General features: G+C 64.6%; 24 protein-coding genes. 10 read left to right on the top strand and 14 right to left on the bottom strand.

Features of this window, described 5'->3' with window-relative positions; all coding sequences use genetic code 11:
• Positions 1-52: 52 nt before the first annotated feature.
• From ACLLJI_RS02670 to ACLLJI_RS02685, 4 genes are all read right to left on the bottom strand, one after another.
• The gene (locus ACLLJI_RS02670; protein ID WP_434617603.1) at positions 53-1,258 is read right to left on the bottom strand and encodes a cation:proton antiporter; all 1,206 of its coding nucleotides are present in this window, start codon (positions 1,256-1,258) and stop codon (positions 53-55) included.
• Positions 1,259-1,565: 307 nt separating this feature from the next.
• Positions 1,566-1,754: a hypothetical protein gene (locus tag ACLLJI_RS02675; RefSeq protein WP_434617606.1), complete on the bottom strand. Its 189-nt coding sequence runs from the start codon at positions 1,752-1,754 to the stop codon at positions 1,566-1,568.
• Positions 1,735-2,139 carry a hypothetical protein gene (locus ACLLJI_RS02680; protein ID WP_434617608.1) on the bottom strand — a complete coding sequence of 135 codons (405 nt, stop codon included), beginning with the start codon at positions 2,137-2,139 and terminating at the stop codon, positions 1,735-1,737. Before ACLLJI_RS02680 ends, ACLLJI_RS02675 begins: the two co-directional genes overlap by 20 nt.
• Before the next feature lie 112 nt (positions 2,140-2,251).
• A complete protein-coding gene (locus ACLLJI_RS02685) occupies positions 2,252-3,124 on the bottom strand; it encodes a prephenate dehydratase (RefSeq protein ID WP_434617611.1) in 873 nt (290 codons plus the stop codon).
• Positions 3,125-3,342: 218 nt separating this feature from the next.
• Here ACLLJI_RS02685 and ACLLJI_RS02690 point away from each other — a divergent pair, with 218 nt between their 5' ends.
• Positions 3,343-4,794, top strand: a complete 1,452-nt coding sequence (locus ACLLJI_RS02690; protein ID WP_434617614.1) for an amino acid permease — start codon at positions 3,343-3,345, stop codon at positions 4,792-4,794.
• A gap of 111 nt (positions 4,795-4,905) precedes the next feature.
• Positions 4,906-5,148, top strand: coding sequence for a DUF2630 family protein (locus ACLLJI_RS02695; RefSeq protein ID WP_434617617.1), 243 nt, complete (start codon positions 4,906-4,908; stop codon positions 5,146-5,148).
• A gap of 160 nt (positions 5,149-5,308) precedes the next feature.
• Here the strand turns inward: ACLLJI_RS02695 and ACLLJI_RS02700 are convergent, their stop codons facing one another.
• The 3 genes from ACLLJI_RS02700 to ACLLJI_RS02710 all read right to left on the bottom strand — a co-directional run bounded on the left by ACLLJI_RS02700 (position 5,309) and on the right by ACLLJI_RS02710 (position 7,490).
• Positions 5,309-5,989, bottom strand: a complete 681-nt coding sequence (locus ACLLJI_RS02700) for an ABC transporter ATP-binding protein (RefSeq protein ID WP_434617620.1) — start codon at positions 5,987-5,989, stop codon at positions 5,309-5,311.
• 146 nt (positions 5,990-6,135) lie between these two features.
• Positions 6,136-6,939, bottom strand: coding sequence for an ABC transporter permease (locus ACLLJI_RS02705; protein ID WP_434621114.1), 804 nt, complete (start codon positions 6,937-6,939; stop codon positions 6,136-6,138).
• Positions 6,879-7,490, bottom strand: coding sequence for a hypothetical protein (locus ACLLJI_RS02710; protein WP_434617623.1), 612 nt, complete (start codon positions 7,488-7,490; stop codon positions 6,879-6,881). The genes ACLLJI_RS02705 and ACLLJI_RS02710 overlap by 61 nt, the downstream gene beginning before the upstream one ends.
• Positions 7,491-7,787: 297 nt before the next feature.
• On the opposite strand from ACLLJI_RS02710, the gene ACLLJI_RS02715 reads away from it, so the two are divergent.
• Both ACLLJI_RS02715 and ACLLJI_RS02720 read left to right on the top strand, forming a co-directional pair.
• Positions 7,788-8,861: a lipid II:glycine glycyltransferase FemX gene (locus tag ACLLJI_RS02715; protein ID WP_434617626.1), complete on the top strand. Its 1,074-nt coding sequence runs from the start codon at positions 7,788-7,790 to the stop codon at positions 8,859-8,861.
• A 137-nt stretch (positions 8,862-8,998) separates the two neighbouring features.
• Complete coding sequence (locus tag ACLLJI_RS02720; RefSeq protein ID WP_434617629.1) at positions 8,999-10,474, top strand: threonine/serine ThrE exporter family protein; 1,476 nt, start codon at positions 8,999-9,001, stop codon at positions 10,472-10,474.
• Positions 10,475-10,539: 65 nt separating this feature from the next.
• Here ACLLJI_RS02720 and ACLLJI_RS02725 read toward each other — a convergent pair whose 3' ends face one another.
• The 3 genes from ACLLJI_RS02725 to ACLLJI_RS02735 form a co-directional block, all read right to left on the bottom strand.
• A complete protein-coding gene (locus ACLLJI_RS02725; protein WP_434617632.1) occupies positions 10,540-11,583 on the bottom strand; it encodes a DNA-formamidopyrimidine glycosylase family protein in 1,044 nt (347 codons plus the stop codon).
• Positions 11,584-11,693: 110 nt separating this feature from the next.
• Complete coding sequence (locus tag ACLLJI_RS02730) at positions 11,694-12,518, bottom strand: siderophore-interacting protein (RefSeq protein WP_434617635.1); 825 nt, start codon at positions 12,516-12,518, stop codon at positions 11,694-11,696.
• Between the two features lie 76 nt (positions 12,519-12,594).
• Positions 12,595-13,368 carry a uracil-DNA glycosylase gene (locus ACLLJI_RS02735; protein WP_434617638.1) on the bottom strand — a complete coding sequence of 258 codons (774 nt, stop codon included), beginning with the start codon at positions 13,366-13,368 and terminating at the stop codon, positions 12,595-12,597.
• A gap of 230 nt (positions 13,369-13,598) precedes the next feature.
• On the opposite strand from ACLLJI_RS02735, the gene ACLLJI_RS02740 reads away from it, so the two are divergent.
• The 3 genes from ACLLJI_RS02740 (at position 13,599) to ACLLJI_RS02750 (ending at position 15,915) form a co-directional block, all read left to right on the top strand.
• Complete coding sequence (locus tag ACLLJI_RS02740) at positions 13,599-13,892, top strand: DUF3263 domain-containing protein (protein ID WP_283558607.1); 294 nt, start codon at positions 13,599-13,601, stop codon at positions 13,890-13,892.
• A 41-nt stretch (positions 13,893-13,933) separates the two neighbouring features.
• A complete protein-coding gene (locus ACLLJI_RS02745; RefSeq protein ID WP_283558406.1) occupies positions 13,934-14,557 on the top strand; it encodes a LytR C-terminal domain-containing protein in 624 nt (207 codons plus the stop codon).
• Positions 14,558-14,718: 161 nt separating this feature from the next.
• Positions 14,719-15,915, top strand: coding sequence for an ABC transporter substrate-binding protein (locus tag ACLLJI_RS02750; RefSeq protein WP_434617641.1), 1,197 nt, complete (start codon positions 14,719-14,721; stop codon positions 15,913-15,915).
• A gap of 65 nt (positions 15,916-15,980) precedes the next feature.
• On the opposite strand, the gene ACLLJI_RS02755 is transcribed toward ACLLJI_RS02750, so the two are convergent.
• From ACLLJI_RS02755 to ACLLJI_RS02765, 3 genes are all read right to left on the bottom strand, one after another.
• Positions 15,981-16,685, bottom strand: coding sequence for an HAD family hydrolase (locus ACLLJI_RS02755; protein ID WP_283558408.1), 705 nt, complete (start codon positions 16,683-16,685; stop codon positions 15,981-15,983).
• Between the two features lie 68 nt (positions 16,686-16,753).
• Positions 16,754-17,194 carry a pilus assembly protein CpaE gene (locus tag ACLLJI_RS02760; protein WP_283558409.1) on the bottom strand — a complete coding sequence of 147 codons (441 nt, stop codon included), beginning with the start codon at positions 17,192-17,194 and terminating at the stop codon, positions 16,754-16,756.
• Entirely contained in the window at positions 17,191-18,228 is a 1,038-nt protein-coding gene (locus ACLLJI_RS02765; protein WP_434617645.1) for an NAD-dependent epimerase/dehydratase family protein, read from the bottom strand. The genes ACLLJI_RS02760 and ACLLJI_RS02765 overlap by 4 nt, the downstream gene beginning before the upstream one ends.
• Positions 18,229-18,503: 275 nt before the next feature.
• Here ACLLJI_RS02765 and ACLLJI_RS02770 point away from each other — a divergent pair, with 275 nt between their 5' ends.
• On the top strand, positions 18,504-18,911 hold the full coding sequence (locus ACLLJI_RS02770; protein WP_434617648.1) for a LapA family protein: 408 nt from the start codon (positions 18,504-18,506) through the stop codon (positions 18,909-18,911).
• A gap of 158 nt (positions 18,912-19,069) precedes the next feature.
• Here ACLLJI_RS02770 and ACLLJI_RS02775 read toward each other — a convergent pair whose 3' ends face one another.
• On the bottom strand, positions 19,070-19,696 hold the full coding sequence (locus ACLLJI_RS02775) for an NINE protein (RefSeq protein WP_434617651.1): 627 nt from the start codon (positions 19,694-19,696) through the stop codon (positions 19,070-19,072).
• Positions 19,697-20,072: 376 nt separating this feature from the next.
• On the opposite strand from ACLLJI_RS02775, the gene groL reads away from it, so the two are divergent.
• Positions 20,073-21,701: a chaperonin GroEL gene (gene groL, locus ACLLJI_RS02780; RefSeq protein ID WP_434617654.1), complete on the top strand. Its 1,629-nt coding sequence runs from the start codon at positions 20,073-20,075 to the stop codon at positions 21,699-21,701.
• A gap of 102 nt (positions 21,702-21,803) precedes the next feature.
• Positions 21,804-22,736 carry an RNase H family protein gene (locus ACLLJI_RS02785; protein WP_434617656.1) on the top strand — a complete coding sequence of 311 codons (933 nt, stop codon included), beginning with the start codon at positions 21,804-21,806 and terminating at the stop codon, positions 22,734-22,736.
• Positions 22,737-22,744: the final 8 nt, after the last annotated feature.

A 22,744-nucleotide genomic window follows, 5' to 3' on the forward strand; every position in this document is an offset into this window, starting at 1 on the left:
CCTAGGCCTCCCGGGAATCCCTGGGTACCGCTGCAGCCAGTAGACGGGGTGTTCACGCCGTCGTGCGGCTGGAATCTGGCGGTACGGCAGAGGGGCGCCGTCGTCGTTGATCCAGGGCAAGGAACGGGAAGAGCAGTACCGACAGCATCCCCGCGCCGATCAGGGCGGTCGCAATTCCCGAAGGGAGGAGTCCGCTGCTCCTGCCGATGGCGGTCACGGCAACGATGATGGGCAGACCCGTCGAACTGAATAAGACGGTTGCGCGCCGGTCCGACCAGGTAGCGCCTACGGATGCTGCCAGCAGGTTCGGCAGGCCGCGCACAAGCAGGAACAGGATGAGGAATATGGGCACCAAGGCAAGAATAAACGGATCGGCCAGGAGCGCGACAAGGTTAAACGAGATACCGGTATTGATGAAAAAGACCGGTACCAGGAACCCGAAGGCGACAGCTGCAAGCTTGATTTCGACAACTTCCGCGTCGTTCCGGCTGGCGCCTGCCATCAGAACGCGCCAGAGAATGCCTGCCGCAAACGCCCCCAAGAGCATGTCCAGACCAAATATGAGACTCAGGGCGACCAGGATGGCGATGATGAGGAGAACGAGGCGGACGGCGAACTGGCCACTGGTGTGCAGGGTCGCCGTCATCAGCCGGTGAACGCTTTGATGCTTTCCTCGCCCAGTCAGCCAGATGGAAAGTCCGACGATGAGGACAAATACCACCAGCAGGATGGCGGATGGTCCCAGGTTCCGGCCACTCAGAAACAGCGAGATTGCCAGCAGCGGTCCGAATTCGCCGACCGTGCCGATGGCCGTAATTGCCCGTCCGAAAGGTGACTTGGTTTCCCCTGCGTCGCGAAGTATTGGCAGAAGCGTTCCGAGGGCCGTTGACGAGAGCGCGATCCCGACCAGGACTCCGGCCTCGGGTGTGGGTGTCAGCAGCACGCCGGCGGCAACTCCCGCGCCAAGGGAGATCAGCCAGGCCAGCGCGGCCCGATTGACAGGGCGTCCCTTGATCGCGGCAAAATCAATCTCGTTCCCGGCCATGAAGAACAACATGGCAAGTCCAAGCTCGGAGAGCGTCTTGACGAACGCCGTCGGCTGCACCCAGCCGAGCACGCTTGGGCCGATGACGATACCCAAAACGATCTCGAATACGACGAGAGGCACCTTTGCAACTCGACCGGTCAGCGAGGCCAAGAGCGGCGCAGCCCCGGCGATCAGCGAGATAAGGACGATGCTCGTCGATAGATCGTTCACGTCAGCATTCCTTCATCTCAACCCGTCGGGGTGATGCGGGCCGCTGACGGGAGGCAACCGGTTAATACCGTCATCGTAGTCGCCACAACGTAACCCGGTGGTGGATACTCTGCTGCACAGCCGGCCTCCGGGTCTGCCACGGTCGCGACTACCGCGGCCGGCATTGTGACCCGCTGGCGGGGAACCTTCAGCCAGGGAACCTTCAGCCGGGGCAGTTGGCCCTGGTGGTGCTTGCCATCGGTGCGGGGTACCTGTTCATCTCGCATGTCAACGACGGCGGGTTCTGCATAGTCGGCGACGGCGGCCGCTAGCGTCTGCTGTGACGCGAATCCAGGGCGCGGCGTAAGTTTTCCGCGGCTTCGAGCACGAGGGCATCTTCCCTGTTGGCCACCACGACGGTCCTGCTTTGAGTGGGCAGCGACACCTCGTAATGGCCGGACGGGGACAGCTTCCTAATCAGCTTCGGTTGCATTTCCTCAGCTTTTGGAGTTGCCACTAGCCCCACCTTCTTCATGTGCTGTCTTTTCATTATCGCCCGTGGCCGCAGTCCCGTCCACTGGTGCGGCCAGCAGTGCGGCGGTGACGCCGTCGGCGATGTCACGGAGAAGATCCGCATCTTCATCACGGCAGAGGTCGCTGATCCCCAATCGTGCCAGTACGATAAGGCCGGTCCGCTGCCGGACCCGATCGTCCGTGCAAATAGCTGCGTCGATGGCCCACTGCAGGCGCTGCCAGAACTGATCCCGTCTGTCGGCGCGTGTGCGCTCGACGAGGGTCACCAGGCCGATGGTCCCTGCGATGAAGGCGCCGACCAATATGGCCAAGGGCGCGGCGGCAGAGATGTACTGCAGCCAGCCGGGGATTTCGGTAGCCGTTCGCATCGGATCAGCATAGTCCCGCGGGGGGATCCAAGGGGACGTCCGCGCCCGCTCAGCGGACGGCTGCCGCGACTGCTTCGACGACGTAATCGATCAGTTGTTCGCGGATCAGGGTCTAATCCGATATTTTGGTCTGCCGGTAGGGGTGTGCGGGGAACACGCCCAGGATCCGCAACTCGGTGCTGAAAAAGGTGAGCTCCGCCAAAGCCTGTTTCAGGGCGCGGTCCTCGGGATGGCCCTCCACATCCACCATGAACATGGTGGCGGAAAATTCACCATCCACCATGTAGCTCTCCAACCGGGTCATGTTCACACCATTGGTCGCGAAACCGCCGAGCGCTTTGTACAGGGACGCGGCGATGTTCCGGACCCGAAAGACGAAACTGGTGACCAGCGGCCCGCTACCAGCCTCCGGGTAACTCTGTGGGGGAGAGAGCACCACGAATCGGGTGGTGTTGTGGTGCTCGTCTTCCACATCCTTGGCCAGAGTATCCAGCCCGTACATGCCGGCGGCCAGCGGCGGAGCCAGCGAAACCTTACTCGGATCGTTCCAGTCGCGTACCTCGCGGGCGGACCCGGCTGTGTCCCCGGCAACGACCGGTTTGAGGCCGTGAGCGCGGATGAAGCGGCGGCATTGGGCCAGGGCGTGGACATGACTGTGGACTTCTTGTGCCTGGTCAATGGTGGCACCGGGTATACCCAGCAGATCAAAGCGGATTCGCAGAAAGTGCTCGCCGACAATCTGCAGACTAGTGTCCGGGAGCAGCAGGTGAATGTCCGCTACCCGCCCCGCCACCGAGTTGTCGATCGGAATCATGGCCAGTTGTGCCTCACCGTACGTGACCAGGGCGAAGGCGTCCTCGAAGGTGGAACACGGCAGGGCCTCCCAGCCCGGGTAGGCCTCGAGGCAGGCAATGTGCGAGTTCGCTCCGGGCTCGCCCTGGTAGGCAATGGAACCGATCACGGTAGGTTCTGCTGGAGACGTCATGATTCCATGCTAGTTAATGCCGGGCAGGCTCCCTAAAAGGGCGTCCGTTCAGTAGCGGGACGCCTCAACTGTCCAACTGCACATAGGCCGCATTCGGAACTGCCGTTACAGTAAAACCCGGCTGTGACACAGCCCACGCTTTTCGATACCAGTGGGCCGTACGTAGTGGCCCGCGGGACGTCGAAGAACAGAGTCGAAGAACAGAATGGATATCAGCAGTGACTGCAGACCCACAACTTTCCAAAACGCTCAAACCGCGGCATCTGTCCATGATCGCCATCGCCGGCGTGATCGGTGCAGGGCTGTTCGTCGGCTCCGGTGTCGCAATCCAGCAGGCGGGTCCGGGCATCCTCATTGCCTATGCCGCCGCGGGTTTAGTGGTCATTCTAGTGATGCGCATGCTGGGGGAGATGGCCGCTGCCAATCCGGAAACGGGGTCGTTCTCCACCTACGCGGACAAAGCGCTGGGACGATGGGCGGGCTTTAGTATCGGCTGGTTGTACGCGTGGTTTTGGATCATTGTTCTTGGCGTGGAAGCTACGGCCGGAGCCGCGATCATGCACCGCTGGGTGCCTGGAGTGGACCAGTGGATCTGGGCGCTGATCCTGATGGTGCTGCTGACGCTGACCAACGTCGCATCGGTAAAATCCTTCGGCGAATTTGAATTCTGGTTCGCTTCCATCAAGGTCGCGGCAATCACCATCTTCCTGCTGCTCGGCGTGGCGGCAATCCTGGGCTGGTTGCCCGGCGTCGCAGCACCCGGCATGAGTAACCTCACCGGCAACGGGGGCTTCCTGCCCAATGGTGGCGGAGCCGTGTTGGCGGGGATCCTGGTGGTCGTGTTTTCCTTCTTCGGCGCGGAAATTGCCACCATAGCCGCCGGCGAGTCCGCCAACCCCGTGGATGCAGTCAAAAAGGCGGTTAAATCTACGGTCTGGCGCATTCTGATCTTCTACATCGGCTCGATTGCCATCGTGGTTACCCTGCTGCCTTGGAACGACGCGTCGGTGGCCAAGAGCCCTTACGTCGCCGTAATCGAGCTGTACGGAATCCCCGGCGCAGGCGTGATAATGGACGTCGTCGTGCTGACGTCTGTGCTTTCCTGCCTGAACTCGGGCCTGTACACAGCTAGTCGCATGATCTTTTCGCTCTCCAGCCGGGGCGATGCCCCGAATGCGCTGAAAAAGATCTCCCGGCGCGGCGTACCGGCGGCAGCGGTGCTGGCTTCCACCGTCGTCGGCTTCATCACCGTCGGCCTGAATTACCTTGCCCCGGACACGGTCTTTCTGTTCCTGGTCAACACCTCGGGCGCGATCGCCCTGTTCGTCTGGCTGGTCATTTCGCTGTCCCAGCTGATCCTGCGCCGCAGGATGGGTGCTGCCGCGAGGGACCTGCAACTAAAAATGTGGGCCTTCCCATACCTGACCTGGCTCGCTATCGGCAGCATCGTGGCCTTGCTCATCGGCATGATCGTCCTGCCGGACACCCGCGAGGCGCTGCTGCTTTCGGCCGGACTGGCGGCCGTCGTCGTCGCCCTCGGTCTGTACCGCTACCGTGGCGGCGGTGGACGCGCAGCCGCAGCGTCGGCGGCCGCCCGGTCCGCCGACGTTGAAACGCATCCGGCACCGGAAGGAAGCCCGGACCAGAAACCGGTCATCGTCGTAAAATAGGCCGTTGCCCGCCCGATCACGGATGGGGTTGGGTGTGGTCAGCGGCGCGCGTACTGCGTAGCGTAGGACGCAAGGACATATGTCCTGCCGGGTCGAAGGGAGGAGTCAGCGATGGATGGTCAGCAGATACATCAACGGATTCAGGAACTGGTGCAGCAGGAGCAAGGCCTACGCGACGTGGCCCCTTCCGAGGGGGAGTCGAAATCCCGCAGCGAGGAGCTCCGGCGCCTCGAAGTCCAGCTGGATCAGTGCTGGGACCTGCTCCGGCAGCGGCGCGCCAAGCTTGACGCGGGTCAGAATCCAGATGAGGCCGCCGTGCGTCCCGCTGATGAGGTGGAGGGTTACCGACAGTAGCCCTCCAGCGTGAAGACGGGGCGGTGCAGCGAAGACGGGGCGGACCAGCGAAGACGGGGCGGACCAGCGAAGACGGGGCGGACCAGCGAAGACGCTGTTGCGCAACATCGTTATCGCAGGTCTGCCCCGTCATCAGCGGCCAGCGGCTCGGTCAGCGTCCCTAGCTGGCCGTTATCTCGGTGATTTTGCCGCGGGCCATCCGGAATTTGCGGTCCGTCTTCCCGGTCAGGGCCTGGTCGTGGGTGACCACCAGAATGGTCGTGTTTTTCTCATGTGAGAGCGAGCGCAGCAGTTCGATGATGAGTTCGCCCGTTTCATCATCGAGGTTTCCCGCCGGCTCGTCCGCCAGGATCAGTTTGGGCCTGTTCGCCAAGGCCCGCGCAATCGAAACGCGCTGCTGCTGACCGCCGGAAAGCCTGTTTGCCTTCCGGTCGTGCATATCCTCTGTCAGTTCCACCTGGTTGAGCAGCTCGGCAGCACGCACGTTGCGTTCGGCCCGGGAAACACCGGCGAATTCCATCGGCAGCATGACGTTTTCCTTCGCCGAGAGGTTCGGGATCAGGTTGTACTGCTGGAAGACGAAACCAATATCGTCTCGGCGGTAGGCCGTCAGCTTGGCGTCGGGCAGCTTGCTGATGTTGACCTCATCCACCAGCACATCGCCGGATGTGGCCTTGTCCAGCGCCCCCAGCAGGGACAGCAGCGTGCTCTTGCCGCTGCCGCTCTTGCCCAGAATGGCGGCAAAGGTGCCCTGCCCGACGGAGAAGGTCACTCCATTGACCGGTTTGATGGTGTGGTCGCCCGATTTGAAGGCCTTAACGACGTCTTTTACTTCCAGCATGGCTTACTCTCCTCGCAGAACTTCGATGGGACGGATCTTGGCTGTCAGCAGCGCCGGGATCAGCGCGCCGAGGGCTGCAATGACCAGGATGCCGACGACGCCGAGGACCAGGGTCTGCCAGCCAACGGAGGTACTGACGGTGCCGATCAGCTGACTCGCTCCGGCAAAGGCACCCCGACCGCTGCCCTGAAATCGCGTGCCTCCGCCGACTGCCTGTCCGGCCGCCTGCCCGCGGCACCAAGGGCCGCCCGGCGACCCGAGCCTGCCGCCGTCGTCGTAGTCGTGTTGCTGGAGACCAGCGCGCCGACGATCGAATTGCTGCTGAAGGACGCGATGACCGCGCCGGCCACGGAGCCCATGACCACCAGCACCAGTGCCTCGATGACGAACTGCACTCCGATGCTGCGATTGGAGGCGCCGATGGCCTTCAGCACGCCGATCTCCCGGCGGCGTTCGCGCACCACCATGATCATGATCAGCAACACGATCAGACCGGCGGTGCCGAGGGCGGCGATGAAGCCGATCAGGGAGATATTCTGCACGCTGCCGAGCGAGCCGATGGCGGAATCCAGATTGGCGGAGCCGGCGGTGACGTCCACGCGGGTGCTGCCCAGCGCCGACGCCAGCGCTGTTTTGGTGGCGTCCACGTTGTCGATGCTGTCCACAACCACGCTCATGGTGCTGATTTCGCCGGTTTGGCCGGTCAGCGTCTGTGCGGCCACGAGCGGCAGATAGATCGCGTTGTTGTCGAAGGCGGTGCCGGCGTCGAAGATTCCGGCCACCGTCATGGTGCGGTCGTTGACGGTGAACGTGGAGCCGACGGTCAGGGAGTTCTTGGCGGCCAGCGTGCTGCCGACGAGCGCCTGGGCGGAGGTCCCGGCGAAATCGCTCAGCGCGGCCCCGCTGACGATGTTGATGGCCGCACCGGCGGCGTTGACCGATCCGTTGATGCCGCGGTGGCCTCGATCGGGCTGCTGAAGCCGGCCCTGGCGGCGGTGTTGCCGGCCCCGGTCCCGCCGCTGGCTCCGGAGGTGGCGGTAGCGGACGAGTTGCTGGCGGCGCTGCCGCTCGCCCGGTTACCCAAGGTGCCGGGGTCGACGGCGGACACCAGGCTGGTGGTGCCGTCGGCGGCCCTTCCTCCCGGGCCGCCGGACTGCCCGCCCCCCTGTGCAGTGGCGGATGCCGCGGCGGTGCCGGAGCTGCTCAACCGGAGCGTGAGCGCCCCGGTGACCGAGCCGACATGCGCCACGGACTGGGCGGTGCTGACATCGGCAGTGGTCAACGGCTCGCCGCCGCCCTGCCCGCCGCGCGATCCGGCCGGGTTCACCGTCAGGTTGTTGCCGACGGACGCCTTCAGTGAGGTGATCCTGGCCGCCACGGCCTGATTGGCCACCAGTATGGACAGGGCCAGCCCGATGGCGACGGCCAGAATAACGACGACGGCGCCGCTGCGGACCCTATTGCGGAAGGCATAGCCCACACTACGGGCTAGAACACTCATAATTGCTCCAGAGATTGCCGGCGCCCTGGCGGCGCTCGTTGTCCTTCATGCTTCAGCGCGTAACCGTGGAAGTGCTTTCCCGATGCTGTGGCCGGGCTGTGAGCCGTGGACCTCCCCGCAAATTCCGGCACTCTGCTTTGTGCTCCTCCCGACGTGGGCAACGCCTCAGGAAGGGCACAGCCACTGGCCGTTAGACTTGATGCAGACGTCCATCAGCCAACCTTGATGCAGCCGTCTGCCGCCAAATCTCCCGCCAAACCACGCTGCATACAATGCCGCCAATCAATTGAGGGTCTCTTGCCAGAATTCACTGCCCGGTTCGCCTCCCCAGCGGAGATTGCGGGCTGGGATGCACATGTCACCGCGAATCCTAATGGTGGCAACCTCCTGCAGTCGGAGGCCTTCGCGGAGGTTAAGAGCGACTACGGCTGGAAGCCGTTGTACCTGGTGTACGAATCCTCCGATTACCGCAGCTACAACCTGGTGCTGGAAAAGTCATTCCCCGTGCTCGGCAGGCTCTGGTATCTGATCAAGGGGCCAGACGCCGCGGAGGTGGCGGACATTCGCGCCATGATGACGGCCACGGTGGGACTCATTAAGCGGGCCCGGCTGAACGTCTTTGCGGTGAAGATCGAGCCGGACATCGTGGACGGTGCCCGGGCCCGTGCCGTTCTTGCGGGCGCCGGGCTGGTCAAGACTTTCAATCTGCAGCCCAATGACAGTACCGCGATTCTGGATATTTCACCGGAGGAAAACCAGCTGCTGCGCAATCTGCATTCGCGCGGCCGCAACGCGGTCCGACGGGCGTTGCGCGAGGGCGTCGAGGTGCGTCAGGTGGAGCCGACGGAGCAGAACCTGACGTCCATGTATGCGCTGATGGCGGGCACCATTGCCGAAAAGGGGAGTACCCAGATCCGGGACTACGGCTATTACCGCCGGTTCTGGAACGGGTTCATCAGCCGGGGGCAGGGCCGGCTCTACTTTGTTTACGAGGACAACCGTCCGTCGGTTGGCGCCTTCGTGATCAACTACGGAGACAAGGGCACCTATAAGGACGGCGGATCGCTGCAGAAGCGCTCGCAGTATGGGGATTCGCACCTGGTGCAATGGGTTGCCATCAATGCCATAAAGGAACTTGGCGTCACCGAGTACGATTTCTGTGGCACGCCGCCGGCAGACCGGTTGAAGGACCCATCGCATCCGCATCACGGGCTGGGAATGTTTAAGACCAGCTTCACGAAAACGGTCACCGACTTTGTGGGCTGTTACGATCTGCCGGTCAGGCCCTTGACCTATAAGGCATGGACCGTGGCCGGTGAGCGGCTCTTCCGGCAACTGTATACGCGTCGGACAGGAAAGCAGTTTTACTGAGCAACAGCAACAGCAACAGCAACAGCAACAGCAACAGCAACAGCAACAGCAACAGCAACAGCAACAGCAGTAACAGCAACGCCAGCAGCAGCAGCAACGACGGCGGCCGGCAGGCTTCAGCCGGTGGGAAGGGCCAGATGAGCGACAAGTCACAGGACAGGAACCGCTCGGTGCCACATCCCGGAATGATTCCCGTGGTGCCGGCAGTGAAGCAGAATTACGCGGCACGGAGTGTGCTGCGTAAGCTCGTGCAGGGCGAAGCACCACCGACGGCCCCGATGAGTATCGTGGAACGCCTTGCCGGCAGCCCCTATGCGAATCCGATGATCCAGGTGGGCGGGGTGGATGCCTCGGCCCGCAAGACCATCGATTTCGCGCTGCATCTGGCCGAAACGATGTTCCGCTACGGGGCCGGGGCCCTGGAGGTGGAGACCAGCATCATCGCGGTCACCGCTGCGCTTGGGCTGCGCAATATCGAGGTCGACATCACGAACCAGTCGGTCATCATCAACTACGCCAAGAAGGATGCCACGCCCATCACCCTGCTGCGCGTGGTGCGGTCGTGGACCAATAACTATGCCGGCCTGGCACTGGTGCATGAGCTGGTGACCGACATTGTGTCCGGCGGGGTGGGCCGCGACGAGTCGTATCGCCGGCTGGACGTCATCCTCAGGAGCCCGAGGCCCTTCCCGCGCTGGATGGTGACCCTGGCGGAGGCCGGATTTGCCGGCATCGTCGTGGCAGTGATCGGTGGCGCCGCCTTCGGCGCGCTAGTCGCGTTGCTCAGCTCGCTGCTGGTGGGGCTGCTGGCCCGTACCCTGGGCAAATGGCGGGTGCCGGACTTCTTCATCACGGGGGCCAGCTCCTTTGTGGTGACCGCGATAGCCTTGGCATGTTCCCTGCTGAACGTTCCCCTGACCCCTGCCACGGTCGTGGCCGGCGGTATTCTGCTGCTGCTGCCCTCCGGCCGGCTCGTCTCCGCCGTCCAGGATGCCATCAATGGCTTCCCCGTGACAGCCGCGGGACGTTTCCTGTCCGCGTTCCTGACCTTTGGTGCGATCGTCTCCGGTATTGCCGGGGCACTGGTCTGCGGATCGCTTTTCGGCTCCGGGGACCTGAACGTGACGCAGCCGCTGTCCGGCGGTCTGCCCTTATGGATCGCCCTGCCGCTGGTGCTGCTGGCCTCCGTGGCCATCGGCATTGCCGAGCAGACCAAGATTAAGCTGCTGCTGCCCACCGGCCTGATCGGGCTGATGGGGTACTGCGTCCTGCTGGTCGCCACGGCGGCCGGGCTCGGCGACAGATTCGCGCCCGCAGTGGCCGCCGTTGCCGTGGGAATGGCGGCTCGTTTCGTGGCGCTGCGGATGGGGGCGCCGCAGCTGGTTGTCGCCGTGCCGTCCGTCATTTTCCTGCTGGTGGGGTTGTCCATCTTCCGCGCCATGTTCGTCATGACCATCACTCCAGCCGCCTCGGTGGAAGGCGCGGTGGGACTGTTTAATGCTCTGATCATCATCATGGCCGTTGCCGCCGGCGTGGTGCTCGGCGATAATCTGGCACGTCCACTGACCCGGGGGCAGGGGAGCAACGAGAAGCGGCGCAACCGGCGCCGTTAGCGCTCCTGCATGAATTTTCCCCGCCCGCTCCGGTCGGCGAGGCCAACATGCCTGCAACGTGGACGCTATTTGAGGAACTTGGACGTCCGCCGGTCCGCGAGGATCTTTCCGCCGGTCTGGCAGGTCGGACAATACTGCAGCGACGTGTCAGCGAAGGAGACCTCCCGGACCTCGTCGCCGCAGACGGGGCAGGCCTGTCCCGTTCTTCCATGGACCCGCATGCTGGCCCGTTTCGTGTCCTTCAATGCGCTGGCCGGCTTGCCTTCGGCTGACTTAACGGCCGCTCCGAGCACGTTCCCGATGGCGTCGTACAACGCCCTGACGGCCGGCTCGTCCAAGGATCGGGCGATGGCGAAGGGCGACAGCCGCGCGGCATGCAGTATCTCGTCGCTGTAGGCGTTTCCGATTCCGGCGATCACCCGCTGATTGCGCAGCAAACCCTTGAGCTGGCCGGAGCCTGCGGCCAGGATGCCGGCCAGTTCCGGAACGCCGAAGTCCGCGCTGAGCGGATCCGGTCCGAGGGCGGCGATGCCGGGAACATCGGACGGGCTGCGGACGACGTAAACCGCCAGGCTCTTCCTGGTCCCGGCCTCGGTCAGATCCAGGCTCCGCACGGCGGAATCCTGGTCGAAGGTCAGTCGTGCAGCGATCGGTCCTTTGCCCGGGTGCAGCACAGCGTTCGACGGCGTTTCGGAGTACCGTACCCAGCCCGCCTTTGCCAGGTGGAAGATCAGGTGGAGTGGCCCGGGGGTCCAGTCCGCGTGAGCCTCAGTATCCGCGGCAGTGGAAGCGTGAGCCTCAGTTTCCGCGACCGCGGCACCATAAGCCTCGGTATCCGCGGCGGCGACCGCGGCACCATAAGCCTCGGTATCCGCGGCGGCGGCCGCGGCACCGTGGAGGTCGGGGGATCCGAGCGCGGTGAGGGACATATCGACGAACTTTCCGTGCCGTGTCACGGCGGCGAGCCGCAGCCCCTGCAGGTCTGCGTAGGACGGATCGGCCGTCTTCAGCGCCGCGGAGGACAGAACCTGCATCCGCGTCAGCGTTGCCCCCAACAGATTTGTCTGCAGAAAGCCGATCAGACCGGCAACCTCCGGAAGTTCTGGCATACAGCCATTGTGCCCCAACGCCAGGGATCCGCGCAGTATGGAAATTCCCACGGCCCGAGGCGTCCCTCGGCACACTCCAGAAGAGTGCTCAGCAGCGTTCAGAAGGGTGGTCAGATTTTTCCGATCGGCAGTTTCTTCTCGGCTTGGAAACCGTCCTCGTTGCGCCCCCGGGCCCAATAGCCGGAAAGCGAGACCTGGGACCTCTCCAGGCCCTGTCCGGCGAAGAAGATCTTCCGGAGTGCTTTCATATATTCGCGCTCGCCGTGGGCAAAGACATCCACTGTTCCCTCGCGCCACGTGGCCGCCGCCACCGCGTCTGTCAGCAGGGCGCTGGTGCCGGCGGGTTCACCCTCGCGGAGCAGCCAGACCAATTCCATTCCACGCGGGGCGGCAATTTCCTGGATGTCCGCTTCGGCGTCGACCTCCAGAAAAGCGTGGCCAACGGCACCTTCGGGCAGCGCTTCCATCGCCGCGGCGATGGCGGGTAGTGCGGCCTCGTCGCCGGCATACAGGTACCAGTCGGCGTCCGGGTTTGGGGTATAGCCGCCGCCCGGTCCGGAGACGATCAGTCGGTCACCCGGTTGGGCCGCCGCGGCCCACGGGCCGGCCAGACCCTCGTCTCCGTGCACCACAAAGTCGATGGCCAGTTCCTGCGCCACCGGGTTCACCCAGCGGACCGTGTAGGTGCGGGTGGACGGCCATTGTTCGCGCGGAAGCGTGTCCCGGAGGGCGAAAACGTCAACTGGTTCCGGATAGTCGACGCCGGGCTGAAGAAAGTGGAGCTTGACGTACATATCGGTGGAATTGTTCGGGGTGAAGTCCGAGAAGCCCGCACCTCCTGCGATAACGCGCACCATATGGTCACCGAGCCAGTGCGTCCGCAGCACGGTCAGGGTGGCCTGCGGACGGTGCTTTACGGCGGGGGCAATTGTCATGTCAGGGCTCCTGGGATCGGCGTGGACAACCTCCAGACCGGGCTTTTGCCAGCTGGGTGAGGGCGCCCTTACGAGCCTATAGCGAGGGAAGGGCCCAGTCGACCGGGGACCCGCCCTGGGCCTGCAGCAGTTCGTTGGTGCGGCTGAACGGCCGCGATCCGAAGAATCCGCGGGAAGCGGACAACGGGCTGGGGTGCGCGGAGACGACGGCGGCGGTTCCGCCCAGCAGCGGCCGGAGTTTGAGTGCATCCTTGCCCCAAAGGACGGCGACCAGCGGCGTGTCCCGGGCTGCCAGGGAGCTGATGGCGGCATCCGTGACGAACTCCCAGCCCTTCCCGCGGTGCGAGCCGGTGGCTCCCGGCGCCACGGAAAGAACCCTGTTCAGCAGCATCACACCCCGGTCCGCCCACGGGCTCAGATCACCGTGCTGCACCGGCGGAATGCCAAGATCCGACTGAAGCTCCTTATAAATGTTGGCCAGACTACGCGGCAGCGGGCGGGTGCGCCGGTCCGTGCAGAACGCCAGCCCGACGGAGTGCCCCGGGGTGGGGTAGGGATCCTGACCGGCGATCAGCACCCTGACGTCGGCCAGGGGACGTTCGAAGGCGCGCAAAACGTGCCGGGGACGGGGCAGAAACCCGGGTCCGTCGTCGTACTCCCGCCGCAGAAAGCGGCCCATCCGGCGCAGCTGCTCCTCGACCGGCTGCAGGGCCGCGGCCCAGTCCGGAGCCATGGCCGCCAGCGGCTCATCCGCTAAGCGCGCGAGCGCGTCCTCATCGTCAGCCTGCCAGCGGCCTGTCCCGGGGGGATCGGATGCGGGGGGATCGAAAAGTGCATCGGAATCAGTCACGCACCCTATTCTGGCCGACCCGGAGCGCATGTGCATCGTCCGCTCGGCGGCACGCACAGGGGACCGCCCAGCTGGCACGCCAACGGCCTGGCGGGTGACCGGCAGGGGGAAGCGGCCGGCGGGCAGGCCGAAAGGCCACCAAATGACAACAGTGTGATTCGCACTTATCATGGAGGGACTTGACTTTGCCGGAATTTGGAATGGAGTGTGCCGTGGCTGAACCTGCACCGATGCCCGGGACTCCGGTGGATGCCGGCCCCGGGGGGGAGCAGGCCGCGAGGGCCGTCAGCGCACGCGACGCGCAGATGCTTGCGCTGGAACGGCAGTGGTGGAAGTACGCCGGGGCCAAGGAGCAGGCCATCCGTGAGCTCTTTGACATGTCCGCGACGCACTATTATCAGATCCTCAATGCCCTGATCGACACAGAGGACGCTTTGGCCCATGATCCAATGCTGGTCAAGAGACTGCGTAGACTACGTACGTCGCGTCAGAGGGCCAGGACGGCCCGCCGGCTGGGAAACTGACGCGAAGCCACGTGCAATAAACACAAGGACGCAGTAGCCACATGAGCAAACACCCGCGGGATGAGTTCGACAAAGTCCCCGAACATTCGTCGCGCCGCGGGGTCCACCGCGATTCCATTGATGCACCGAGGGCCGCGCTTGCACCGCTGATTGTTTTCGGTGTGGTGGCCTTGATCATCGGTGCCGCAGCGTTCTTTGTGCTGCCGAAGTTCGGCTTCGGCTCCGTGTCCGATACCTCCGGATCGCCGTCGGCTACGCCAACGTCGACGCCTGCATCCTCCAGTCCCGAACCCTCCGGCGCCCCTTCGTCGAGCGCGCCTGCCACCCCGACCTCCAGGGTGGCGGCGCCGCCGTCGTCCGCGCCGGCTGCAGCACCTCAGGCCACTGCAGTGGACAGGACAACGCCGATCAGTGTGCTCAATGCCTCAGGCGTCGTGGGACTCGCCGCGAAGTACGGTGACATGGTGACCGGCGCCGGGTGGTCGGTCAGCCAGATGGCCAACTGGGCTGGTGCGGCCCAGCCCAGCTCGGTCATTTTTTACCAGGGCGCCGAGCAGAAAGCCACTGCCGAGGCGGTCGGGGCATTGCTGGGGATCACCCGATTGACCGAGACCGCGGACCTGCAGATTCCGCTGGCTGTTGTGCTGGGGCCGGGAGCTCAGTGACGCCTGCGCCATCGGCGACTCTCGTCCCGCGTGACTCCGTCCCGCGTGGCTCCGCTCAGCGTCGCTGGCCCACGCGTTGTGCCGGCCCGGGGCAGCAGACGAGCAGGGCCGGGCACGCCGGCGTGCGGTGCGGTTCCCTCGCTATCTCGCTTGCCGCCGTCGTGCTGGTTGCCACAGCTTGCTCCGGCACGTCCGGCAACGCCCGGACCGCCGACGTGGAGCCCAGCGGCGACGGCGTACTCAGGGTCGGTCTGCTGCTGGACAGCCCGGGCACCCAGGGCTTCATCAACGATTCCGAGCAGGCGGCTGCACGGCTTGCCGTAAGCCAGATCAATGCCAGCGGCGGATTCAAGGGCAAACCGGTGGCGCTGCTGCCGGTCACGCCGGGAACCGATACCCGGGCCCAGTCGGAGCACATGGTGGCGGCCGGCGCCGACGTGGTGATCGGACCGACCGATTCGTCCAACGCGGTGGCCGCCATCGACGTGCTGAGCAAGGCCAAGGTTACGCTCATCTCGCCGGCGAACACGGCGCCCGAACTTAGCAGCATCGGCAGCGGGGGGTACTACTTCAGGACCCAGGCTTCGTCCACCCTGCAGGCACAGGTGCTGGCCAAACGGGCTGCCGGCATCGGTGCCAGGGTTGCCGTGCTGCACGAGAGCGGAAGCTACGGGACGGACGTCTCCCATGCCGTCTCCGATGCGCTGAAGGCATCATCACATTCCGTTGCGGCCGATGCGGAGGCCAAGCCGGGCACGGAAGCGGATGCCGTGAAGACGATCAAGGATGCGTCGCCCGACGCGGTCATCCTGGTGGCCCGGGGTGACGGGCAGGCCATGCTGGCCGAGCTGGCGAATGCCGGCATTGCGGGGTCCAAGCTGGTGCTCAGCGACGGCGCCACGGGAATTTACGGCACCGCTCTGGCCTCGACCGCGCTGCAGGGTGCCACCGGTCTGCTGCCGGGAATCTTCCCGACGGCGGAATTCCAGCAGCAGCTGTTGAGTGTCTCGCCGGCGCTGAAGGACATGACGTTCGCCGGCGAAACGTACGACGCCGTGATGCTGGCCGCGCTGGCCGCAACGGCGGCTAACGACGACGCGGGGGCCTCCATCGCGGCCAAGCTGCTGTCCGTCTCCGGAGGCAGGGTAGCCGGCGAGGCCGCGGGGGTGCCCTGCACCGGGTATCCGGACTGTTCGCAGCTGCTGATGCAAAAGAAACACATTGACTACGACGGCATCTCCGGTGCCATCAACTTCAACGAGAACGGTGATATCACGGCGGCAAATTACGTTGTCTACAGCTTTGGTGCGGACAATAAACCCGTGATGAGCGGGACGGAAAAGGCGACTGCGCCGTAATCAGCGGCTGCCGGGGCGACGCCGGGGCCGCAGGGTTCCGTGCCGGCGGGGTCTCCTTGGGCCCGCTAGTTTCGTCGGGCCGCACGGGCCGCCAGCGGGCCGATCGGGCTCTGCGCCAGATTGGACAACAGCTGCTGCGGGCCTTCAAAAACAGCCACGGCGCCGGCGTCCTTCAGCTCGGCCTCGCTGGTGCCGCCGCAGGTGACGCCGATGCACGGGATCGACAGTTTTGCGGCGGCCTGGACATCCCACACGGAATCCCCGACGAACACCACGTTTTCCGCCTCAAGGTGCCCGGCCCGCAACGCCGCGGCCAGGATATCCGGGGCGGGTTTGCTCTCCTGTGCGTCGGCGGAGCTCGTGGCGGCATCAATGCTGGCGTCGGCATCCAGCGCCGCTCTTAGGACAGTGAGGTCGTCCCGTTTGGCTGACGTCGCCAGCACAACGGCGAGCTGTGCATCCGCGCATTGGACCAACAGGTCCTTGGCCCCGGCGAAGGGCCGCAGGGACGGCCAGCGGGTGGAGAAGATAGCCCCGTGGGCGGCTTCCAGCGCAGCGTCGTTATCCTGGTCCCGGTCTGCACCGAGCAGATGCCCGATGAGCTTGTCTCCGCCCATTCCGACCGCCCGGTGAATGGACGCCATGGGCACATCCAGCCCGTACCGCCGGAACGCCTCCCACCACGCGATCGTATGCAGGTAGCTGGAGTCGATCAGGGTTCCGTCGACGTCGAAGAGGACGCCGAGCTTCTTTTCACCGTGCACAGTCATGATGCCTCCCATGGGTTTCCGGACGCCGCAAGGTGCTCCGGCGCCCTGTGTTAACGCTACGCCGTCGTCTACGCTGCGCCGTCGCTGACCAGCGCCAGCACCGCCTTCCCGTACGCTTCCGCGGGATCCGGGTCCTGGTAGAGCCTGAGCGCACTCTGCCGCTGAACCTCCACGACGAACCCGATCTGGCCGCTGTTGAGGGCTTCCCGCCGCAGCGCCCTGAAGGTGCCCCCCAGCAGGTCCCGGAGCTGATTCTCGTGCGGGAGCCAGAGCGATTCCTCCAGTGAGACGGAGTCCAGCGCCCATTCAGTGGTCCCGTTCATCCCCAGTACGGTCCCGGTGGGGTAGGCGTGGGCTTCGATCGTCATATCGCTGACCACGAAAACCTCATTTGCCTCGAGCACGTCGGGACTGTCGATCAGCCGTTCGATGCAGAACGTGTCGCCGGCGACCGGTATCCAGCGCAGGCCGGCCCTGCGCAGGGCACCGGCAAGTTCCGTGGAGATCACTTTCCGGCCCGCGTCCGGCGCGGCTGCAGCTTGGGGGAACCTGCCACCCCGTCGCCGTAGCCCATGCCCTGGATCACAGCCACCATGGCGTCCACGGAGCTGATTTTCGGATCCCAACCCAACGCCCGGATCCTGTCCGTGTTCATAACCGGTGACTGCGCGGCCATGTCCACCCATCCCGGATCGGAACGCTGCAGCCGAAGCCACCAGGTCACCGCGGCCAGCGCACGAAGCACCACCAGCGGCAAGGTAATGATCCGGCGGGTCCCGAGAATCCACCCCAACAGCTCGGGGGTGATCACCGGTTCCGCCGCGACATTGAACGCGCCGGGCGCACGCTCGGCGATGACCCGCCAATAGGCGTCCGCTACGTCGTCCGCGTGTACAGCCTGGAACGTCAGCTCGCGGGGCAGCGGCAGCAACGGCGTCGTGATTTTGTAGCCAAGGTACTTGGGCACCAGGGGACCGAGGAATAGGCGCCCGACCTCACTTCCGGCGTCGCGCTGGAAAATCAGGGAGGGCCGCAGGCGGCTGACTACCACCTCCGGATGCTGGGCCTCGAACGCGTCCAGCAGGCGCTCGTTGGCCGCCTTGTGCCGGCTGTAATGCGAGGTGTGAATGCCTCCGGTGGGCCACGCTTCATCCGAGCGCCGGATCTTGGCCCCCGGACTATAGGCGCCGACGGACGAGGCATATACGACGTGCCGGGCCTTGGCACTGGCCGCGGCAAGCAGCACATTTTCCAGCCCGGTGACATTGGTGGCGAACATGGTCGGCTCGTCATGGTTGGGCTGAATGGCCCAGGCAAGATTGACGACGACGTCGGCCCCGTCAAGTACTGCGGCCAGACGCGGCGCCGCCCCGGGTGCCCCTATGTCCACGCTGTGCCAGCGCACATCGGCGTACGGCTCCGCGTCGGGATCGGGGAGATGGCGGGCAATTCCCAGCACGGATTCGACTCCCGGGGCCTGGTGAAGACGCCGCAGCAGCGCTGTTCCTACGTTCCCGGTGGCTCCGATGACAGCAACCCGCATCCGGCTCTCCTTAAACTTGATGGTAAGCACCCTCTGTGGCAAGCAAAGCTGGTGACAGGCAAACTTGGTGGCAGTAAGCCTACTGATAGTAAGCAAGCCTATTGTCGGCCGGTGCGGGGAGCAAGGGTACGGGGAGCAAGGGCGCGGTGGCCCTTTCCGGCCTAGGATGTTGCCTAAGTACAAGTATCGGAACCAGCAACGCGGAACGTCCGGTCCCGGCCCCAGCAACGAGGCCGCAACGCTGGATCCGCGGTCACAGACAGGAGAGTCGGACCATGAGCACCGAATCCAGCGAACCGTCACGAGGCGTTCCATCCGGGGTCGGCCCCCGGGCACAGGAAACGGACGAGCCCGAGGGGCCTTTGAGCCGGAGCCGTTCCGGCACGGACCCCGGCCGTTCCGGCACGGAAATACCCCGTGGAACAGGTGTGACACGCGCTGCGGCTGTCTGGGTCGCCGTGGCCATTTCGCTGGCCGTGCTGGTTTTGCTGATTATCTTTTTCATCCAGAATCAGGATCAGGTCAGGGTTTACTTCCTTGGCTTGGAGGGATCGCTGGCCTTGGGGATAGCGCTGTTTATAGCGGCCGTCGGGGGCGGGATCCTGGTGGCCCTGGCCGGAGGGGCGCGGATCATTCAGTTGCGCATTCAGGGACATAGAAGGAGGAAACTGGGGAACTCTTAGCCGGCGCGGCTGCGGCCGGCGGCTCCGGCCGCGGCAGGATTCTGCGCACAGATCCAGCCGCGGGTCCTGGCTACGGCTCCGTCCGCGGTTGCGGGCATGGTTCCGGTTTCTGGCTGGCGGTCGCGCAGCGTCAATCCCGCAGGGGCAGTCCCGCAGTGTTAATCCCGCAGCGGGATCCCCTTGGCATCATGTCTGAAGTTTTCGGATCCGGTCAGGATGAGAATTCCCTCAATAATGCCCCAGATCCAACTGACCCAGGAGAGGGTACCAATAGACAGCACAGTAATCAGCAACTGGGCCACCGCCTTGCCCGTGAAGCCAAGGTAAAAATTGTGGACGCCGAACGAGCCAAGGAAGATGCCGAGCAGTCCGGCCGCAATTTTGGATTTCTGTTCCACGCCGGGCTGGCCGTATACCTGCTGACCGTATACCTGCTGACCGTACGGCGACTGACCGGGCGACTGACCGGGCGACTGACCGTAGGGCTGCTGATTATATGACTGCTGATACGGCTGCTGCCCAAGCTGCTGGCCATAGGGTTGCTGCCCCGCGGGCGGCTGGGGATACGGCTGCTGACCGTACTGCTCCGGCTCGGCAGCGGGGGCTTCGTCCGGCCTGGGGTAGGGAACCTTGCCCGGAGGGGCTTGGCCGTATCCGCTGCCCCCTGTCTCCGGAGGCTGGTAGGGGGAGTCGGGAGACTGGTATCCGGGAAGTGACTCGGAGGGCATGTTCTCGCGGGGCAGATCGGGGTCGGCCGGATTTCCCTGCTGCGGATTTTCGCTCATGCTGACTCCTGATGCTGTTGCGGGGGACAAACGCGTAAGGGAATGTATTCTTCATTAACGCTATGCCATGACCATGCGGGGCGCCAGAGAATGAGGCGACGCTGGCGGTGCAATTTCCCCGGCGCGGAGTTCGCCGGCAGCGCAAGAAATCCGATCCGCTTGCACTCTCCACGGGTGAGTGCTAATTATTGAGTTAGCACTCTCCGGTGCCGACTGCTAAAAACTCGAGGTGCCGGAGCGAGTGATGCAGTAACCAGTGTGGTGAGAGCCTGCCGGCCGGCGTATAGAGATCGCCGCGTCCACGGCTCGTCCGTCGCGGGCACCGCAGCCTGGTCCTGAGTCCGAAAATGACTGTCCCGAAAGGACTGAAGCCTACATGGCCAAGATCATTGCATTCGATGAAGAGGCACGCCGCGGTCTGGAGCGGGGATTGAATATCCTCGCCGACGCCGTCAAGGTCACCCTCGGCCCGCGCGGCCGCAACGTTGTGCTCGAAAAGAAGTGGGGCGCTCCGACGATCACCAACGATGGTGTTTCCATCGCCAAGGAGATCGAGCTGGACGATCCTTACGAAAAGATCGGCGCCGAGCTGGTCAAGGAAGTTGCCAAGAAGACCGACGACGTCGCCGGTGACGGTACGACGACGGCGACCGTTCTGGCACAGGCCCTGGTCAAGGAAGGCCTGCGGAACGTCGCGGCCGGAGCCGACCCACTGAGCCTCAAGCGCGGCATCGAGAAGGCTGTCGAAGCCGTTATCGCCGAGCTGCTCGCCTCCGCCAAAGAAATCGAGACCAAGGAAGAGATCGCCGCAACCGCGTCCATCTCCGCCGGCGATCCCGAAATCGGCGCCCTGATCGCTGAGGCGCTGGACAAGGTCGGCAAGGAAGGTGTTATCACCGTCGAGGAGTCCAACACCTTCGGGCTGGAGCTTGAGCTCACCGAGGGCATGCGCTTCGACAAGGGCTACATCTCCGCGTACTTCGTCACCGACGCAGAGCGCCAGGAAACGGTCCTCGAAGACCCGTACATCCTGATCGCCAACTCCAAGATCGCCAACGTGAAGGATCTCGTTGCCGTTCTGGAAAAGGTCATGCAGTCGTCCAAACCGCTGCTGATCATCGCCGAGGACATCGAGGGCGAGGCCCTGGCCACGCTGATCGTGAACAAGATCCGCGGCACCTTCAAGTCCGTTGCCGTCAAGGCACCCGGCTTCGGCGACCGCCGCAAGGCTCAGCTGGCGGACATCGCCATTCTGACCGGCGGACAGGTCATTGCCGAAGAGGTCGGCCTCAAGCTGGAGAACACCACCCTTGAGCTGCTGGGCAGCGCACGCAAGGTTGTTGTCACCAAGGACGAGACCACCATCGTTGAGGGCGCCGGCGACGCCGAGGCCATCGCAGGCCGGGTTGCCCAGATCCGCGCCGAGATCGAAAACTCCGATTCGGACTACGACCGCGAGAAGCTGCAGGAGCGCCTGGCCAAGCTGGCCGGCGGCGTTGCGGTCATCAAGGCCGGAGCCGCAACCGAGGTTGAGCTCAAGGAGCGCAAGCACCGCATCGAGGATGCAGTGCGTAACGCCAAGGCCGCTGTGGAAGAAGGCATCGTCCCCGGCGGTGGCGTCGCTCTGATTCAGGCCGGGGTCAAGGCATTTGCCAACCTCAGCCTGACCGGTGATGAAGCTACCGGCGCGAACATCGTCCGCGTTGCCATCGACGCACCGCTGAAGCAGATCGCGTTCAACGCAGGCATGGAGCCCGGCGTCGTCGTCGACAAGGTCCGCGGCCTGCCGGTCGGCCACGGCCTTAACGCCGCAACCGGCGTCTACGAGGACCTGCTCGCCGCCGGAGTCAACGACCCGGTAAAGGTGACTCGATCCGCTCTGCAGAACGCGGCCTCCATCGCCGGTCTGTTCCTGACCACCGAAGCCGTTGTGGCCGACAAGCCGCAGAAGTCAGCTCCGGCCGGCCCGGGTGCAGAGGACATGGGGGGCATGGGCGGCTTCTAAGCCACTCTGCTCTCCAAGCGCCTAGGCGCTCCTGCCACCTTAGTTTTTGGCAGGGGCGCCTTTGGTGTCTTAACGGTGGCTTGGATCTGAAAGTATGGATGCATGACGATTGTTGCTGCCGCGGACGGATCTGCCCTTGGAAACCCAGGACCCGCCGGCTGGGCTTGGTACGTGGACGATTCCCGGTGGCGGGCCGGCGGATGGCCACACGGCACCAACAATCAGGGCGAGCTGATGGCGGTGCTTGATCTCTTCCGGTCCACCGAGCACGTGCCGGACGAGCACCTGCGGATCCTCTGCGACAGCCAATACGTCATCAACTGCATCACCAAATGGATGGCCGGCTGGAAGCGCAAGGGATGGCGCAAGGCCGATGGTAAACCGGTGCTCAACGTTGACCTGCTGAAGGATATCGACGCCGCCATCGCCGGACGGGACTACAGTTTCGAATGGGTCAAGGGTCATGCCGGACATGACCTGAATGAGGCGGCAGACGTGCGCGCCCGCGCCGTGGCCATCGCATTCCAATCCGGCGGGGCTGTTCCGGCAGGCCCGGGTTATCCGGGATCCGCAGCCGCCGCTGCGGAGCTCGGGGCAACCGGAGCGGACGCCGTGTCCGGGCGGCGGGCCGTGGCGCACGAGGACCCCGACCTCTTTTCCAGCCTGCTGGAGGGGGATTTTGAACCCCTGACCTCGTCCGTCCGGGACCAAATTATTACCCTGGAGCAGGAACTGCTGCGTCCGGACGTGCGCCGGGACTCCAGCCGCGTGGCGGTGCTGCTACACCCCGATTTTGAGGAGTTCGGAGTTTCCGGCCGGATGTGGACCCGGGATGCGATGCTCGGCGCCATGGGTGCGGACATTGGGCCGGATCCGGACATGGAGGTGCTGGACGTGGCTCTGCTGGATGAGGCGACGGCCCTGATGACCTACCGGACGACCGGCCGCGAGGGTTCCGCGCTGCGCAGTTCACTGTGGCGGCAGACCGGTGGCCAGTGGCGGCTGCGCTTCCACCAGGGAACGCCCGAGGCATAGGACCGACC

Origin of the sequence: Arthrobacter sp. A5 (assembly GCF_051131705.1) — a bacterium.
In the GTDB taxonomy this organism is placed as follows: domain Bacteria; phylum Actinomycetota; class Actinomycetes; order Actinomycetales; family Micrococcaceae; genus Arthrobacter_M.